General features: G+C 70.0%; 18 protein-coding genes. 13 read left to right on the top strand and 5 right to left on the bottom strand.

The genetic code is table 11. From position 1 onward, the window contains the following. Positions 1–73 precede the first annotated feature (73 nt). Positions 74–1255 carry a DUF2786 domain-containing protein gene (locus AS594_RS15960; protein WP_069935134.1) on the top strand — a complete coding sequence of 394 codons (1182 nt, stop codon included), beginning with the start codon at positions 74–76 and terminating at the stop codon, positions 1253–1255. Between the two features lie 201 nt (positions 1256–1456). Here the strand turns inward: AS594_RS15960 and AS594_RS15955 are convergent, their stop codons facing one another. From AS594_RS15955 to rpmB, 3 genes are read right to left on the bottom strand one after another with little or no spacing between them, the layout of a single operon-like run. After that, positions 1457–1966 carry a hypothetical protein gene (locus AS594_RS15955; RefSeq protein ID WP_069932799.1) on the bottom strand — a complete coding sequence of 170 codons (510 nt, stop codon included), beginning with the start codon at positions 1964–1966 and terminating at the stop codon, positions 1457–1459. 39 nt (positions 1967–2005) lie between these two features. Further along, a complete protein-coding gene (gene rpsN / locus AS594_RS15950; RefSeq protein ID WP_069927671.1) occupies positions 2006–2311 on the bottom strand; it encodes a 30S ribosomal protein S14 in 306 nt (101 codons plus the stop codon). Beyond that, the gene (rpmB, locus tag AS594_RS15945; RefSeq protein WP_069927670.1) at positions 2311–2547 is read right to left on the bottom strand and encodes a 50S ribosomal protein L28; all 237 of its coding nucleotides are present in this window, start codon (positions 2545–2547) and stop codon (positions 2311–2313) included. Before rpmB ends, rpsN begins: the two co-directional genes overlap by 1 nt. A 51-nt stretch (positions 2548–2598) precedes the next feature. Between rpmB and rpmG the strand changes: the two genes are divergently transcribed. The 5 genes from rpmG to AS594_RS15920 all read left to right on the top strand — a co-directional run bounded on the left by rpmG (position 2599) and on the right by AS594_RS15920 (position 4848). Then, entirely contained in the window at positions 2599–2763 is a 165-nt protein-coding gene (gene rpmG, locus AS594_RS15940; protein WP_069927669.1) for a 50S ribosomal protein L33, read from the top strand. An 86-nt stretch (positions 2764–2849) separates the two neighbouring features. Next, complete coding sequence (locus tag AS594_RS15935; protein ID WP_069927668.1) at positions 2850–3095, top strand: type B 50S ribosomal protein L31; 246 nt, start codon at positions 2850–2852, stop codon at positions 3093–3095. After that, positions 3095–4243, top strand: a complete 1149-nt coding sequence (locus tag AS594_RS15930) for a CobW family GTP-binding protein (protein WP_069932800.1) — start codon at positions 3095–3097, stop codon at positions 4241–4243. Before AS594_RS15935 ends, AS594_RS15930 begins: the two co-directional genes overlap by 1 nt. Positions 4244–4251: 8 nt before the next feature. Then, entirely contained in the window at positions 4252–4488 is a 237-nt protein-coding gene (gene rpsR, locus AS594_RS15925; RefSeq protein ID WP_069930542.1) for a 30S ribosomal protein S18, read from the top strand. A 117-nt stretch (positions 4489–4605) separates the two neighbouring features. Further along, on the top strand, positions 4606–4848 hold the full coding sequence (locus tag AS594_RS15920) for a DUF397 domain-containing protein (protein WP_069927667.1): 243 nt from the start codon (positions 4606–4608) through the stop codon (positions 4846–4848). 197 nt (positions 4849–5045) lie between these two features. Here the strand turns inward: AS594_RS15920 and AS594_RS15915 are convergent, their stop codons facing one another. Then, positions 5046–5555, bottom strand: coding sequence for an ATP-binding protein (locus AS594_RS15915; RefSeq protein WP_069932801.1), 510 nt, complete (start codon positions 5553–5555; stop codon positions 5046–5048). 342 nt (positions 5556–5897) lie between these two features. Here AS594_RS15915 and AS594_RS15910 point away from each other — a divergent pair, with 342 nt between their 5' ends. The 7 genes from AS594_RS15910 to AS594_RS15880 all read left to right on the top strand — a co-directional run bounded on the left by AS594_RS15910 (position 5898) and on the right by AS594_RS15880 (position 12995). Then, complete coding sequence (locus AS594_RS15910; RefSeq protein WP_069927665.1) at positions 5898–6761, top strand: helix-turn-helix domain-containing protein; 864 nt, start codon at positions 5898–5900, stop codon at positions 6759–6761. 63 nt (positions 6762–6824) lie between these two features. Continuing rightward, complete coding sequence (locus AS594_RS15905; protein ID WP_069927664.1) at positions 6825–8282, top strand: aldehyde dehydrogenase family protein; 1458 nt, start codon at positions 6825–6827, stop codon at positions 8280–8282. Between the two features lie 119 nt (positions 8283–8401). Further along, a complete protein-coding gene (locus AS594_RS15900; RefSeq protein WP_069930541.1) occupies positions 8402–8950 on the top strand; it encodes a DinB family protein in 549 nt (182 codons plus the stop codon). A gap of 85 nt (positions 8951–9035) precedes the next feature. Beyond that, positions 9036–9653 carry a PadR family transcriptional regulator gene (locus tag AS594_RS15895; protein WP_069927663.1) on the top strand — a complete coding sequence of 206 codons (618 nt, stop codon included), beginning with the start codon at positions 9036–9038 and terminating at the stop codon, positions 9651–9653. Between the two features lie 86 nt (positions 9654–9739). Continuing rightward, entirely contained in the window at positions 9740–10768 is a 1029-nt protein-coding gene (locus tag AS594_RS15890) for an ATP-binding cassette domain-containing protein (protein WP_240509021.1), read from the top strand. Next, positions 10765–11556, top strand: a complete 792-nt coding sequence (locus tag AS594_RS15885) for an ABC transporter permease (RefSeq protein ID WP_069932803.1) — start codon at positions 10765–10767, stop codon at positions 11554–11556. Before AS594_RS15890 ends, AS594_RS15885 begins: the two co-directional genes overlap by 4 nt. 212 nt (positions 11557–11768) lie before the next feature. Next, the gene (locus tag AS594_RS15880; RefSeq protein WP_240509020.1) at positions 11769–12995 is read left to right on the top strand and encodes a WD40/YVTN/BNR-like repeat-containing protein; all 1227 of its coding nucleotides are present in this window, start codon (positions 11769–11771) and stop codon (positions 12993–12995) included. Between the two features lie 41 nt (positions 12996–13036). On the opposite strand, the gene gad is transcribed toward AS594_RS15880, so the two are convergent. Continuing rightward, a complete protein-coding gene (gene gad, locus AS594_RS15875) occupies positions 13037–14455 on the bottom strand; it encodes a glutamate decarboxylase (RefSeq protein ID WP_069932804.1) in 1419 nt (472 codons plus the stop codon). Between the last annotated feature and the right edge of the window lie 90 nt (positions 14456–14545).

Below are 14545 nucleotides of genomic sequence, written 5' to 3'. Positions count from 1 at the left end.
CGCTGAGCCGACTCCTTGACGTAGCGCCGCCCTCCACCCCGCCCCCACGGACCCGCGTGACACCATCGACGACATGGAGCAGGTGGAGAAGGCCGTAGCCGCGGCGGTGTACGCCGCGGACGACGCGGGCCTCGACCTCGGCGCCTCACTGATCGCCGCCGCGCCCTGGCCGGAAGCGGGGCGCGAGATCCTCCGGCGCGGCGAGGAGTTCGTACGCCGCTCCTGGGAGCGCGGCTGGCAGCCCGCCGACCTGGTCCGCATCGTCCGCCGCGACCTCGACGACCGCCACGTGCGCCTGGCCACCGACCTGATCGCCGCGGAGAACCGCAGGTACGCCAGAATGGCCCCCCGCTGGGAGGCACAGCTGCGCGAACTTGAGGCGACCGGACCGTGGTGGGGCAGCGACGAGCGTTACGCCGACGAGCTGGCCGCCCGCGAGAGGACGGACCGCTTCTCGCTCGCCACCACGCTCCTCGAACTCTTCCGGCTGCTCATCAGGCTCCCGGCGATCGAGCCGGTGGGCCCGCCACCGGGCGAGAACGTGCACGTACACCCGCACGCCCCCACCCCCGACGAGCCGCGCATGCTCACCCGCATCCGGGCGCTGCTGGCCAAGGCGGAGGCGACGGACTTCCCGGACGAGGCGGAGGCCCTCACCGCCAAGGCGCAGGAGCTGATGGCGCGCCACAGCATCGACGCCGCGCTGCTGGCGGCCCAGGGGCAGACCGGCGACGCGCCGACGGCGTGCCGGATCGGCGTCGACGCCCCGTACGAGACGGCCAAGGCGATCCTCCTCGACGCCGCCGCCTCGGCGAACCGCTGCCGCGCGGTGTGGAACAGCGGACTCAACTTCTCCATGGTCGTCGGCTTCGAACCCGACCTGGAAGCCGTCGAGCTGCTCTACACCTCGCTGCTCGTGCAGGGCACGGCGGCCATGACCCGGGCGGAGGCGGCGCAGCGCGCGTCCGGCCGCAAGCGAACGAAGGCGTTCCGCCAGGCGTTCCTCACGGCGTACGCGAGCCGGGTGGGCCAGCGGCTGTCGGAGACCACGCAACACGTGACGGAGGAGACGGACGGCTCGCTCCTGCCGGTGCTGGCGGCGCGGGACGTGGCCGTGGAGGACAGAGCGGAGCGGATGTTCCCGCAGACGACGTCGACGCGGGTACGGGGCGTGAACGACCACGCGGGCTGGGAACACGGCACGGCCGCCGCCGACCGCGCCCGCGTGCATCCCCGCCCGGGCGTAACGGGCTGACGCACCACGACGGTGGTGCCCGGGACGTGCCCTACATCCCCGGCGGCACCCCCGCACCCCCGCACCCCGGCCCTGGACAGGCCGGAGAACCCGTCGCGGGTCCTGGACGACGAAGGGCCGCGGCCCCCTGGGGGAACCGCGGCCCGGCGTAGTCACGTACCGGCGGACGGGTGCCGACGGCAGACCGGAACCGGCGGACCGTCAGGACCCCGGCAGCTTCGGCATGTCCGAAGGAATCCCCTCCGGCAGCTTGTCCCCGGCGGCGGACTTCTTGAAGGAGTCCTCGATCCCGCTGCCCCATTTCACCGTGATCGAGTCGCCGCCGGCACCGCGCGTGACCACCCCGGTCGTACGGTCGGTGTTGCCGTCGCCGCACTTCAGCTTCAGCGTCACCTTGTCCGCCTTCGCCGCCGTGCCGGCGCACACGTGCTCACCGGCCACGGCCGCGTCGGAACCCTGGATGATCAGCGCGACGATCTTGCCGTCGGTCGTGGCGATCCAGGACCCGGCGACGTCGTCCGCCGACGTCTCCTGATCCGCGCTGGGCCCCGTGCTGCTCTGCCCGGCGCCGCGGCTGGCACTCCCGCCGGCGCCCTTGTCCCTGCCCTTGTCCCCGCCGGTGCCGCCGCCGCTGTCGCCGCTGCAACCGGTCAGGACGAGAGCGGCAGCGACGGCCGCCGCCGCGAAGGTGGTACGTACGTACTCACGCACTCCGGACTCCCCAGTTTCGGTAGGTCAGAACGCGCCAAGCTACCAGGAGGACTTGCGCACTCCGGGGAGGAAACCGGCATGTGCCTGCTCCCGCATCCGCACTCTGGAGAGCCCGAACTTCCTGAGGTGACCGCGGGGCCGCCCGTCCACGCCGTCCCGGTTGCGTACGCGCGTCGCGCTCGCGTCGCGGGGCTGGCGGCGCAGTTCCTCCTGCGCGGCGGCCCGCTCGCTCTCACCCGTGCCGGGCCTGCGGAGGATCTCCTTCAGCTCCGCCCGCCGCACGGCGTACCGCTCGACGACGGCCTTGCGCCGCTCGTTGCGGGCGATCTTGCTCTTTTTCGCCATCAGACCTTCACTCCCCGCGCGCGGATGCGGGCCACGGCCGCCTCGACGCCGATCACGTCGACGGTCTTGATCGCCCGGGCGCTGAGCACGAGCCGGACATGGCGGCCCTCGCTCGCCAGCCAGTAGCGCTTGCGCTGGATGTTCGGGTCGAAGCGGCGCGAGGTGCGCCGGTGCGAGTGGGAGATGTTGTTGCCGAATCCCGGCTGGGCGCCGGTCAGCTGGCAGTGGGCGGACAAGGTCGAATCACTCCTCTTTGAAAATGGGAACCATTTCCATATACTAACCACATGGCACGCAACGAAGTCCGCCCGATCATCAAGCTCAGGTCCACGGCGGGGACCGGCTACACGTACGTGACCCGCAAAAACCGCCGGAACGACCCCGACCGCATGACGCTCCGCAAGTTCGACCCGATTGCCCGCAGGCACGTCGACTTCCGCGAAGAGCGCTGACCGGGACCGCGAGTCGCACCGCAGGTCACATCCGAAGCCGCAGCAGAAGCCGGCACACAAGCCACAGCAGAAGGGGGCATCACTCCATGAAGCCCGGAATCCACCCGTCGTACGGCCCCGTCGTCTTCCGCGACAAGGCCGGCGGCTTCGCCTTCCTCACCCGCTCCACCATGACCAGCGACAAGACGCTGGAGTGGGAGGACGGCCGCACGTACCCCGTCGTCGACGTCGAGATCTCCTCGCAGAGCCACCCCTTCTACACGGGCACGGCGCGGGTCCTGGACACGGCGGGCCGCGTGGAGCGCTTCGAGCGCCGCTACGGAGCGAAGTAGTGGCCGCGAAGGGAAAGCTGCCCGTCGTCATCGTCGGCGGGCTGCACTCCGATGCCCGCAAGGAGGTCGTGGAGCAGCTCCTGCGCCGGGTTCCCGGCAGCGTGGCCGTGCACCACGACCTCTCCACCGCGGCCGAAGGGACGGTACGCCGTACCGTCCGCGACACCCTCGGCGAAAGCGCGTCCGGCGACGCGCCCCTGGTCAACGACTGCGCGTGCTGCGCGCTGCGCGAAGATCTCGTGCCGGAGCTGGAGCGGCTGGCCGGCAGCGGGCTCACCCGCCTCGCGGTCGTCGAACTGTGGGACTCGGTCGAGCCCAGGGCGATGGCCGAGGTCGTCGTCGCGCACGGCGGGGACGTACTCGACCTGACCGCCGTCATGACGGCGGTCGACCCGGCGCTGCTCCTGCCGTACCTCGGCTGCGGCGACGACCTGGCGGAGGCCGGACTGGCCGCGGCGGCGACGGATCAGCGGACGGTCGCGGACACCTGGGCACGCCAGCTGGAGTACGCCCCGGTCCTCGCGGTGGTGGACAGTGAGGAGGCGGACGAGCAGGACGAGGCGCTGCTCGCCCAGCTGCACCCGACGGCCCGCAGGATCCGGGCGGCCTCGGGCGAGCTGGCCGAGGCGGCATTCGCGGGCTTCGACATCGAGGCGGCGGCGGCCCGTCAGCACCCGGCCTGCGCGCTCCTTCCGCAGGACGCGGACGACAAGGGCGTCGGCACGCTGGTCTGGCACCGGAACCGCCCCTTCCATCCGGAACGGCTGTACGCGGCGCTGGAGGACCTGACCTGCGCGGCCGCCCGCAGCCGGGGCCGCTTCTGGCTCGCGGACCGCCCGGACACGCTGATGGCCTGGGACGCGGCGGGCGGCGCGCTGTGCGTGGAGAGCGCGGGGCCGTGGCTGGCGTCGCTGCCGGACGCGGCGTGGGAGATGGTCCCGCCCGTACGCAGGGCCGCGGCCGCGCTCGACTGGCACCCCGAGCACGGGGACTGCTGCCAGCACCTCGTCTTCACCTCGCCGGGACTCGACCGGGGCGGGCTCGAAGAGCTCCTCGAATCCTGCTTGTTGACCGATGCCGAATACGCGGCGGGGCGCGATGCGTGGAAGCGCCTGCCGTCCGCATTTGATTCTCTTCTGGAGGCATGATGTCCCGCCTGTCCCGGGGTAAAGACCCGCGTAAGGCCCTCAAGTCCCGTCCCAATCCGCTGGACGAGGCGAAGATTACGTACATTGACTACAAGGACACCGATCTCCTGCGTAAATTCATTTCGGATCGCGGGAAGATCCGCAGCCGTCGTGTGACAAGGGTCTCGGCGCAGCAGCAGCGACAGCTGACCCGCGCCGTCAAGAACGCCAGGGAGATGGCCCTGTTGCCGTACTCCTCGCGCTGATCCGGAGTTCTGTAACCGAGGGGGCACCCCGCGTGCACGTGCATCTGCCCATGCATCAGCAAGTGAACAAAGCTATGATCCGGGGCAGTTGACATCTGCACTTTCCGGGAGCGACCTGTGCACCACGCGTACAACGGCATGGCGGCCACAGAGCTCCACGGGGTGGTCTGGCAGAAGAGCAGGCACAGCAACTCGCAGGGGTCCTGTGTGGAGTTTGCCAAATTGCCGGGCGGGAATGTGGCAGTCCGCAATTCGCGGCACCCCGAGGGGCCCGCCCTGGTCTACACGCCCGCCGAGATCGAGGCGATGCTGCTCGGTATCAAGGACGGCGAGTTCGACCACCTGACAGCCGGCGGCTGACCGGATCACGCAGGCCGGGTCCATACCGACCGGATCAGGCAGACCGGGTCCATACCGACCGGTTCAGGCAGGCCGGGTCCAGGCCGACCGGATCAGGCCGACCGGAACAGCGCCGACCGAAGGAAACGGTCCGCCGCCTTGCCGTGCGTCGGTCCCCCGCTACGCACTGCCACTCCCGCCAACGGCTACTACCACTACTACTGCTGCTCGGCCCCGATCCGGAACAGCGCCCATACGACCTTGCCGTGCAGGGTCCCGGCGAGCGGGTGCCATCCCCAGCTGTCGCTGAACGAATCCACCAGAAACAAGCCACGTCCGGACTCGGCGGAGAAGTCGTCGGCCTCCCGTGTCACCGGGCTCTCGTGGCTGGGGTCGCGCACCGCGCACACCAGACGCGAGGTCCAGCGCATCAGATGGAGCCGTACGGGAGGGTCCTGTTCCGCCGTGCGCGGGGTGTCGGACGGGAGCGCGTGCCGCAGCGCGTTTGTGACGAGCTCGGAGACGACCAGTGCCACGTCGTCGAAGCACTCGCCGAGCTCCCACTGGGCCAGCGTCGACTTGGTGAACTGGCGGGCGCCGCGAACGGCTTCGTACCGGGGAGGCAGCGCGCAGGAGGCCGAGCTGGAGACCGCGGCAGGGTCGATGGGTGGAAGGCCCTGTCTTAACGGCTCGAACGGCTCGAGCACGGTCGATCCATTCGTCCCCATGCGAGGCACTCCCGGGATTCGCGGTCGTTGCGATACAGCGGTAGCGATGCGGCGGTAGTACGGCGACAGCACGAAAGAGCATGCAGGTGCGCGCGGACCATGGTTCCGAATGCGTACGGCAGATGCAAGGGCAGATGCACGTGCACGCGCCGGACCTGTCCGACCCCGTGCCGTTTCTTGCGCATTTCTCCCGGGCACCTCTTTTGGTGTCTTGTACAGCTCTTGCCATTTCCGTAATCGGATGAGTACGGGCTGAAGCGTTTTAATGGCAGACTGCGGCTCTCGGGCACCTGGGGGAGGTCGCTCCGCTGATGAACTGTCGGACTGGGGAGGGCTGGAGAGGTGACCGCAGGCGAGTCGAGCGGCTCCGTGGTGCGGCGCATTCTGCTGGGATCCCAGCTCAGGCGGCTGCGTGAGTCGCGTGGGGTCACCCGCGAAGCGGCCGGCTACTCGATCCGAGCATCCGAATCGAAGATCAGCCGCATGGAGTTGGGACGGGTGAGCTTCAAGGCCAGGGACGTCGCGGACCTGCTGACCCTCTACGGCGTCACGGACCAGGCGGAGCGCGAGTCGCTGCTGAGCCTGGCCCGGGAGGCCAACGTGGCGGGCTGGTGGCACAGTTACGGAGATGTGCTGCCCGGCTGGTTCCAGACGTACATCGGACTGGAGGGTGCCGCCTCCCTCATCCGGATCTACGAAGTCCAGTTCGTGCACGGGCTGTTGCAGACCGAGAGCTACGCGCACGCCGTCGTCTCCCGCGGCATGCCGCACGCGAGCGCGGCCGAGATCGACCGCCGGGTGGCACTGCGCCTGGAGCGTCAGAAGGTCCTCGTGTCCGAGCGCGCGCCGCACTTCCACGCCGTGCTTGACGAGGCCGCGCTGCGCCGTCCGTACGGCGACCGGGCCGTCATGCGCGGGCAGTTGCAGCACCTCATAGAGGTCTCCGAGCAGCCGAACATCACGCTCCAGGTCATGCCGTTCAGCTTCGGCGGGCACGCGGGCGAGAGCGGCGCGTTCACGATGTTGCAATTCCCCGAGTCGGATCTCTCGGACCTCGTCTACCTGGAGCAGCTCACCAGCGCGCTCTACCTCGACAAGCGCGAGGAGGTCGCCCAGTACCAGCGGGTGATGGAGCGGCTACAGAAGGACAGCCCGAGCGCGGCGGAGACCAGGGATGTGCTCCGTGGTCTACTCCAACTCTCGTAACCGGCCAGTAGAATGACGTTTTATCAGGAGTCTGCACCTGCACACCTTGCAGTAAGGGATCGCATGTCCTTCTTCACCGACCTGGCCCACCAGTACATCGACGGCGAGTGGCGGACCGGCAGCGGCTCGTGGGACATCATCGACTTCAACCCGTACAACGGGGAGAAGCTCGCCGCGATCACGGTCGCCTCGGTGGACGAGGTCGACGAGGCGTATCTGGCGGCGGAGCGCGCGCAGCCGGCCTGGGCCGCGGCGAGCGCGTACCGCAGGAGGGACGTCCTCGAACGCGCCCTTCGGATCACGCAGGACCGCGAGGACGAGATCACCGAGGCGATCATCGACGAGCTCGGCGGTACGCGGCTGAAGGCGTCGTACGAGGTCCATCTCGCCAAGGAGTTCCTGCGCGAGGCGACGCAGACCGCCGTGCGGGGCGAGGGGCGCATCCTGCCGTCGCCCGTGGAGGGCAAGGAGAACCGCGTCTACCGGCTGCCGGTCGGTGTCGTCGGCGTCATCAGCCCCTTCAACTTCCCCTTCCTGGTGACGCTCAAGTCGGTCGCTCCGGCGCTCGCGCTGGGCAACGCGGTCGTGATCAAGCCGAACCAGAACACGCCGGTCGTCGGCGGCGGCCTGATAGCCAAGATCTTCGAGGACGCGGGGCTGCCCGCAGGACTGCTGAACGTGCTGGTCACCGACATCGCGGAGGTCGGTGACGCGCTAATAGAGCACCGGGTGCCGAAGGTGATCTCCTTCGCCGGCTCGGACAAGGTGGGGCGGCACGTCGCCGCCGTCGCCGCGAGCCACTTCAAGCGCGCGGTGCTCGAACTGAGCGGCAACAGCGCGCTGGTCGTCCTGGACGACGCGGACATCGACTACGCCGTCGACGCGGCGGTCTTCAGCCGTTTCGTGTACCAGGGGCAGGTCTGCATGGCCGCCAACCGGGTCCTGGTGGACCGGTCGGTCGAGGCGGAGTTCACGGAGAAGTTCGTCGCGAAGGTACGGACGCTGGTGACCGGCGACCCGGCCGACCCCCGTACCCACATCGGCCCCGTCATCAACACGTTCCAGGCGGACTCCCTGACGGGCCTCGTCGAGCAGGCGCTCGCCGAGGGCGCGACCGCGCTCGTACGGGGCGCCACGCGAGGCAATCTCGTCGAGCCGACCGTACTGAGCGGGCTGTCGGCCGACTCCACGATCCTGACGCAGGAGATCTTCGGCCCGGTGGTGCTGCTGATCCCCTTCGACGGCGAGGAAGAGGCCGTACGGATGGCCAACGACAGCCAGTACGGGCTGAGCGGGGCGGTCCACACGGGGAACCTGGAGCGCGGCGTGCGGTTCGCGAAGCGCGTCGAGACCGGGATGATCCACGTCAACGACTCGACCGTCCAGGACGAACCGCAGGTGGCCTTCGGCGGCGAGAAGCTGTCGGGGATGGGGCGGCTCAACGGGGACTCGGCGGTGGAGGCATTCACCACCCAGAAGTGGATCTCGGTGCAGCACGGACGGACGAAGTTCCCGTTCTGAGTCGGCACGGGCGGACGAAGTTTCCGTTCTGAGTCGGCCGTCGCGTCGCGGACAGAAGCTGTCCGCAAGGGCTCATACCGTGGTTCTTGTCAGTCCGGCGACGACAAGAGGTGGAGATCATGGTCGTACACGTGAACGCAGAGGCCCCCGGCGACGAGCGCGGCGCCCTCCTGGCCTTCCTGGACGCCGAGCGCGGCGGTATCCGCAGGGCGCTGATCGGCCTCACCGACGAGCAGGCGGCCACCACGCCCAGCGCGAGCGAACTGTCGCTGTCCGGGCTCCTCAAGCACGCTGCCGAGGTCGAGCAGAGCTGGCTCGCGCGGGCGCAGCAGGTGGCGCCGGAGGTGGAGCGTACGGAGGAGAACTGGCACGAGTGCTTCCGGCTCGTCGGGGACGAGACGGTCGAGGACCGGCTGGCGTACTGGGAGAAGGTCGCGCGGCAGACCGAGGAGTTCATCCGGTCCGTGCCGAGCCTGGACGACACCTTCCCGCTCCCGGACGAGCCGTGGTTCCCGGACTCGGAGCGCGTGTCGATGCGCTGGCTGCTGCTGCGGCTGATCACCGAGATGTCCCGGCACTCCGGCCACGCCGACATCATCCGCGAGAGCCTGGACGGAAAGACCGCCTTCGAGCTGGTGGCCCTGGAACGCGGCGAGACCTGGGGCTGAGCTGTAGGCAGCCGCGACAGGTGCCGGTTCTGCCGTCGTCCGCACCCGCTACTCTCTGATCAAAGTTGAGTAGAAGGGTGCGGCGATGTCAGCGATCCGGCTGCTGGTCCTCGGCGCCGTCCGTCAGCACGGGCGCGCGCACGGCTACCAGGTGCGCAACGACCTGGAGTACTGGGGCGCCCACGAGTGGTCCAACGCCAAGCCGGGGTCGATCTACCACGCGCTCAAGCAGATGGCCAAGCAGGGGCTGCTGCACGCTCACGAGATCGCGCCGAGCACGGCCGGCGGCCCGCCGAGGACCGAGTACGAGGTCACGGACGAGGGCACGCGGGAGTACTTCGGTCTGCTCCGCGAGGCGCTGACGACGTACGACCAGAAGATGGACGTGCTGTCGGCCGGGATCGGCTTCATCGTCGACCTGGAGCGGGCCGAGGCCGTCGAGCTGCTCAGGAAGCGCGTGCGGGGGCTGGAGAAGTGGCGGTCGGCCGTCACCGAGTACTACACGCCGGAGGAAGGGCCTGAGTCGCTCGGTCACATCGGCGAAATCATGAACATGTGGGTCCACTCGGCGGACGCGGGGGCCGAGTGGACGCGCGGTCTGATCGCCCGGATCGAGGGCGGCGCGTACACCTTCGCGGGCGAGGGTGAGCCCTTCGTGGGGGTGCTGGCGGACGGCCAGGAAAACCCCTTCGCCAGCGGCTAATCAAGTTTGACGAATGGGCCGGGCGGGTTTAGCTTTGGGTATGTAGTCAAGTTTGACTACTTTGTTTCCGGAGGAGATGGATGGCATTGGCTGACGCTCGCGGGCACGCTCACGGTCGCGGTCACGATTACGCCGACGCGGCGATCGTGGTCGAAGGGGCGCAGAAGCGCTATGGGGAGAAGCGGGCGCTGGACGGGCTCGACCTGGTGGTGCGGCGCGGCACGGTACACGGCCTACTGGGGCCCAACGGCGCGGGAAAGACCACGATCGTCCGGATCCTCGCGACGCTCCTGCGGCACGACGCGGGGCGGGTGGAGGTGGCGGGCTTCGACGTACGGTCGCGGGCCGGCGAGGTGCGGCGGCGGATCGGGCTGCTCGGGCAGCACGCGGCGGTGGACGAGGAGCTGGGCGGGCGGCAGAACCTGGAGATGTTCGGCCGGCTGTACCACCTGGGGGCGCGCCGGGCGGGCGCGCGGGCCGACGAGCTCCTGGAGCGGTTCGGGCTCGCGGACGCGGGGCGCAAGGCGGTCGGGAAGTACAGCGGAGGCATGCGGCGGCGGCTCGACCTGGCGGCCTCGCTCATCACCGAACCGCAGGTGCTGTTCCTGGACGAGCCGACGACCGGGCTCGACCCGCGCGGGCGCGCGGAGGTGTGGGGCGCGGTGCGGTCGCTGGTCGGAGGAGGTACGACCGTACTGCTCACGACGCAGTACCTGGAGGAGGCCGATCAGCTGGCCGACCGGATCACGGTCGTAGACCGGGGCCGGGCGGTGGCCGAGGGCACGCCGGACGAGCTGAAGGGCAAGGTCGGCGGAGACCGGATCGACGTCGTGCTGCACGACGCACAGCAACTGGGCGCGGCCGCCGCGCTGATGGGGCCTGACGCGGAGACGGACGCGGACCGGAGGTGGATCAGCGCGCCGGTGGCGGACCGGATGGCGGCACTGACCGGGACCGTACGGGCGCTGGAGGCGGCCGGGATCGAGGCGCAGGACATCGCGCTGCGCAGGCCGACGCTCGACGAGGTCTTCCTGCACCTCACGAGGGAGACCGGCGGCGCGGGTGAGCCCGGCACGACGAAGGGGATCAGCGGGACGAAGGGGGCAGCGGCATGAGCGCGGGCACGATCGGATGGGCGGTCGCCGATTCCTGGACCATGACGCGGCGTGAACTCGCCCACTGGGGACGGCAGCCGGTGCAGGTGGTCGTCGGCTTGGTGTTCCCGGTGATGCTGCTGCTGATGTTCGGGTTCCTGATCGGCGGCGGCAAGGGGGTGCCGGGGAACTACGTCGACTTCCTGATGCCCGGCATGCTGGCGCTGACCATGGTCTTCGGCCTGGAAGCGACGATGCTCGCGGTCACCCAGGATCTCAACAAGGGGGTCATCGACCGGTTCCGCTCGATGCCGATGACCTCGGGGGCGGTGCTGGTGGGGCGCGCGGTCGCGGACATGCTCCAGTCGGCCGCCGGCCTGGCGGTCATGATCGCGGTCGGTCACGCGATCGGCTGGCGCTGGCACGGCGGGCCACTCGGATTCCTTGGCGCCGTCGGGCTGTTGCTGCTGCTTCGCTTCGCGATGCTGTGGATCGGCATCCAGCTGGCGATGGTCGCGGGCAAACCGGAGATGGTCCAGGCGGTGCAGATCCTGGTCTGGCCGGTCGGCTTCCTGTCCAACGCCTTCGCGACGCCGCACTCCATGCCGGACTGGCTCGGCGTGATTGTCCAGTGGAACCCGCTGTCGGCGACGGCCACGGCGGCACGGGACCTCTTCGGCAACCCGGCGGTGGCCGGAAACTCCTGGCCAGCTGAACACGCGGGGCTGCTGGCGGTGGTGTGGCCGGTGGTGCTGGTAGCGGTGTTTCTTCCGCTGGCGGTACGGCGGTTCGGACGGCTGAGCCACTGATACAGCCACGGACATGAACCGGTCAACGAGCCGGTCAACGAGCCGGCCAACGAGACAGCTGACGAGACAGCCGATGAGACAGCCACGGAAACCGATGGCCTGAGAAGGGGAACCCGGTCGCGGTCAGCGGTGTACCAGAAGGAGAAGCGGCCCCGCCGGGGACGGCGGGGCCGCGGAAACGGGACCGCAGGCCGCGAGACGGGGGACTTCTCATGCGCAAGCCATTCACGCCGCTCGGGGCGGCGGGGGCCGTCCTCGTCGCGCTGATGCTGCTGCTGGGGTGCGGTGGCGGAGGCGCGGCGAAGCCACCGGGGCCGTCGAAGCCGGCGGCGGGGCCGGTGCCGGAGTCGGTTCCTGTGCCTGTGCCTGTGCCGAGGATTCCGTCCGGGCGTGAGCTGCCCGGATCGGCGCACATGGTGGGGTTCGCGGCGGACGGCAGCGGCTTCGCGCTGCTCGCCAAGTGCGTGCAGGACACGGGGCAGCCGGAGAACGGGTTCTGCCGCCAGTACGTGGGGGTGCGGGACAAGGGTGCTCGGAGCTGGCGCCTGCGCGAGGCGCCCTTGGCGGACCCTTCCGGTACGGACGGAGTGTCGGCGGACCTGAGGGTGCTCGGCTCGGGGAGGGCGTGGGTGCACGAGAGCGTGGGGGACCACCGGTTCCGCACGTGGTTCACGGCGGACGGCGGGCGCTCCTGGCAGGCGCGTGGGGTGAGACCCGAGGGGGTTGTGCGGTCGATCGCGAAGGGCGCCGCGCTGTCGACGCTGTGCGGGTACCCGACCGTTCCCGACGGAGAGGCGTGCGCGAAGGACCAGCTCCTGGTGATGTCCCCCGACGACGGCAGGCTGCGCGTGCTGGGGCAGCGTCCCCCGCTTGCCGGGCTGTTGAGTCCGGCGGCCTACGCCGAGCCCGACGGCTCGTGGTGGGTCTCCGGGAAGCACCCGGTGACCGGAGGACCGGCCGTGGCGGTGTCGCGTGACGCCGGCCGGACGTGGCAGGCGAGCGTGCTCGACAGCCCGGCGAAGAAGCCCGGCTGGGACGTGCGGGTCTCGGTCGGCGACGGCGTGGTCTACGCGGCGGAGACGGGAGAACTGCCGGCCGGTGAAGCGGTGAAGAATCCGTTGCGGGCCGTCCACCGCAGCAGGGACGGCGGCCGCACGTGGGAGCGGACATGGACCACGGGCGCGGTCCGCGAACCACGCTCACTGACGGGCGTACTGGTCCCCGGGGCAGGCGACACGCTGCTGCTGGGCGCGGAGAGGGGTCACTACACCAGCGTCGACGGCGGCCGCACGTTCGACGTCACGTCCTCCGACCCCGCGACGGGCCACGCCTCGACGATCCCCCTGGGCCGGCTGGTGTCCGGCGACCCCTGCACGTACCGGATATCCGCCGACGGCGTGCGCTGGAGCACCTTCACGCTGGGCACCTGCGACGACTGACACCTGCGGCGACGGACACCTGCGACGACGGACACGGCCGGTCAGTGGTGGAACGACGTCGCGGCGGACGCGTCCCGGGTCGTGGGGTGGGACTGTGCCCGCAGCTCGGGGAGCACCTCCTCGAGGCTTTCCACCAGCAGCGCCGCCAGATCCGCCGAGAACCCGTTGCGGCAGACGATCCGCAGGACGGCCAGATCCTGCCGGTTCTCGGGAAAGGTGTACGCCGGAACCAGCCACCCCCGCTCCCGCAGCCGCCGCGACACGTCGAAGACGTCGAAGCCGCGTACGTCGTCGGCGGTGGTGAAGGCGAACACCGGCAGCTCATCGCCCCGCGACAGGAGGCGGAAGTCGCCCATGGCCTCGACCCGTTCCGCGAGCCCCCGCGCCACGTCCCTCGACGCCTGCTGCACAGCCCGGTATCCGTCCCTGCCGAGCCGGAGGAAGGTGTAGTACTGCGCGACCACCTGCGCACCGGGCCGGGAGAAGTTGAGGGCGAAGGTCGGCATGTCGCCGCCCAGGTAGTTGACCCGGAAGACCAGTTCCTCCGGGAGTTCGGCGGGCGAGCGCCACAGCGCCCAGCCGACTCCCGGATAGACCAGGCCGTACTTGTGCCCCGAGGTGTTGATGGAGGCGACCCTCGGCAGCCGGAAGTCCCAGACCAGATCGGAGTCGAGGAAGGGAGCGACCATCGCGCCGGAGGCCCCGTCCACATGCACCGGGACATCGAGACCCGTGCGCTCCTGGAGGTCGTCCAGAGCGGCGCAGATCTCGGCCACCGGTTCGTACGAGCCGTCAAAGGTGGAGCCCAGTACGGCGACCGCCCCGATGGTGTTCTCGTCGCAGAGGGCGGCGGCGGCCTGCGGATCGAGGTGGAACCGGTCGCCCTCCATCGGGACTTGGCGCGCCTCGACCTCCCAGAAAGTGCAGAACTTCTCCCAGCACACCTGGACGTTCACGCCCATCACCAGGTTCGGCCGGGCCGCGCCCGGGTACCGGTCGGAGTTTCTGAGGGCCCACCGGCGCTTGAGCGCCATCCCGGCGAGCATGCAGGCCTCGCTGGAGCCGGTGGTCGAGCACCCCACGGCCGCCGTGGGGTCCGGGGCGTTCCACAGGTCGGCCAGCATGGCCACGCAGCGCCGCTCCAGCTCGGCGGTGCGCGGATACTCGTCCTTGTCGATCATGTTCTTGTCCCGGCACTCGGCCATCAGTGCACCCGCCTGCGGTTCCATCCAGGTGGTCACGAAGGTGGCGAGGTTGAGCCGGGAGTTGCCGTCGAGCATCAGCTCGTCGTGCACGAGCTGGTACGCCGTCGCGGGCGCCATGGGTCCCTCGGGCAGGCGGTGCCGCGGCGGGGCCGCCTCCATGTCGCCGACCGGGTCGGCGGCGCCGTAGAAGGGGTTCAGGGCGAGCCTGCGGTGCGGCTCGCTGTCAGGGCCCGTACCGCCTCGGTGAAGTGCCATGGGCTCACCATAAAGGTCAATAGCTGCACATAAGGGGCGTAACGCTTCGCGGAATGGGGCTTGCACCTCACGTGGCGTGAGGGCCGAGGC

This window comes from Streptomyces agglomeratus (genome assembly GCF_001746415.1).
In the GTDB taxonomy this organism is placed as follows: Bacteria; Actinomycetota; Actinomycetes; order Streptomycetales; family Streptomycetaceae; genus Streptomyces; species Streptomyces agglomeratus.
This window is presented reverse-complemented; position numbering and strand designations above follow the sequence as displayed.

Bases quoted from the DNA above. Each gene is read 5' to 3' on its own strand.
- AS594_RS15960 (WP_069935134.1), top strand. From the start codon at position 74: ATGGAGCAGGTGGAGAAGGCCGTAGCCGCGGCGGTGTACGCCGCGGAC.
- rpsN (WP_069927671.1), bottom strand. From the start codon at position 2,311: ATGGCGAAAAAGAGCAAGATCGCCCGCAACGAGCGGCGCAAGGCCGTC.
- rpmG (WP_069927669.1), top strand. From the start codon at position 2,599: ATGGCACGCAACGAAGTCCGCCCGATCATCAAGCTCAGGTCCACGGCG.
- AS594_RS15935 (WP_069927668.1), top strand. From the start codon at position 2,850: ATGAAGCCCGGAATCCACCCGTCGTACGGCCCCGTCGTCTTCCGCGAC.
- AS594_RS15915 (WP_069932801.1), bottom strand. From the start codon at position 5,555: ATGGGGACGAATGGATCGACCGTGCTCGAGCCGTTCGAGCCGTTAAGA.
- AS594_RS15905 (WP_069927664.1), top strand. From the start codon at position 6,825: ATGTCCTTCTTCACCGACCTGGCCCACCAGTACATCGACGGCGAGTGG.
- AS594_RS15900 (WP_069930541.1), top strand. From the start codon at position 8,402: ATGGTCGTACACGTGAACGCAGAGGCCCCCGGCGACGAGCGCGGCGCC.
- AS594_RS15895 (WP_069927663.1), top strand. From the start codon at position 9,036: ATGTCAGCGATCCGGCTGCTGGTCCTCGGCGCCGTCCGTCAGCACGGG.
- AS594_RS15885 (WP_069932803.1), top strand. From the start codon at position 10,765: ATGAGCGCGGGCACGATCGGATGGGCGGTCGCCGATTCCTGGACCATG.
- AS594_RS15880 (WP_240509020.1), top strand. From the start codon at position 11,769: ATGCGCAAGCCATTCACGCCGCTCGGGGCGGCGGGGGCCGTCCTCGTC.
- gad (WP_069932804.1), bottom strand. From the start codon at position 14,455: ATGGCACTTCACCGAGGCGGTACGGGCCCTGACAGCGAGCCGCACCGC.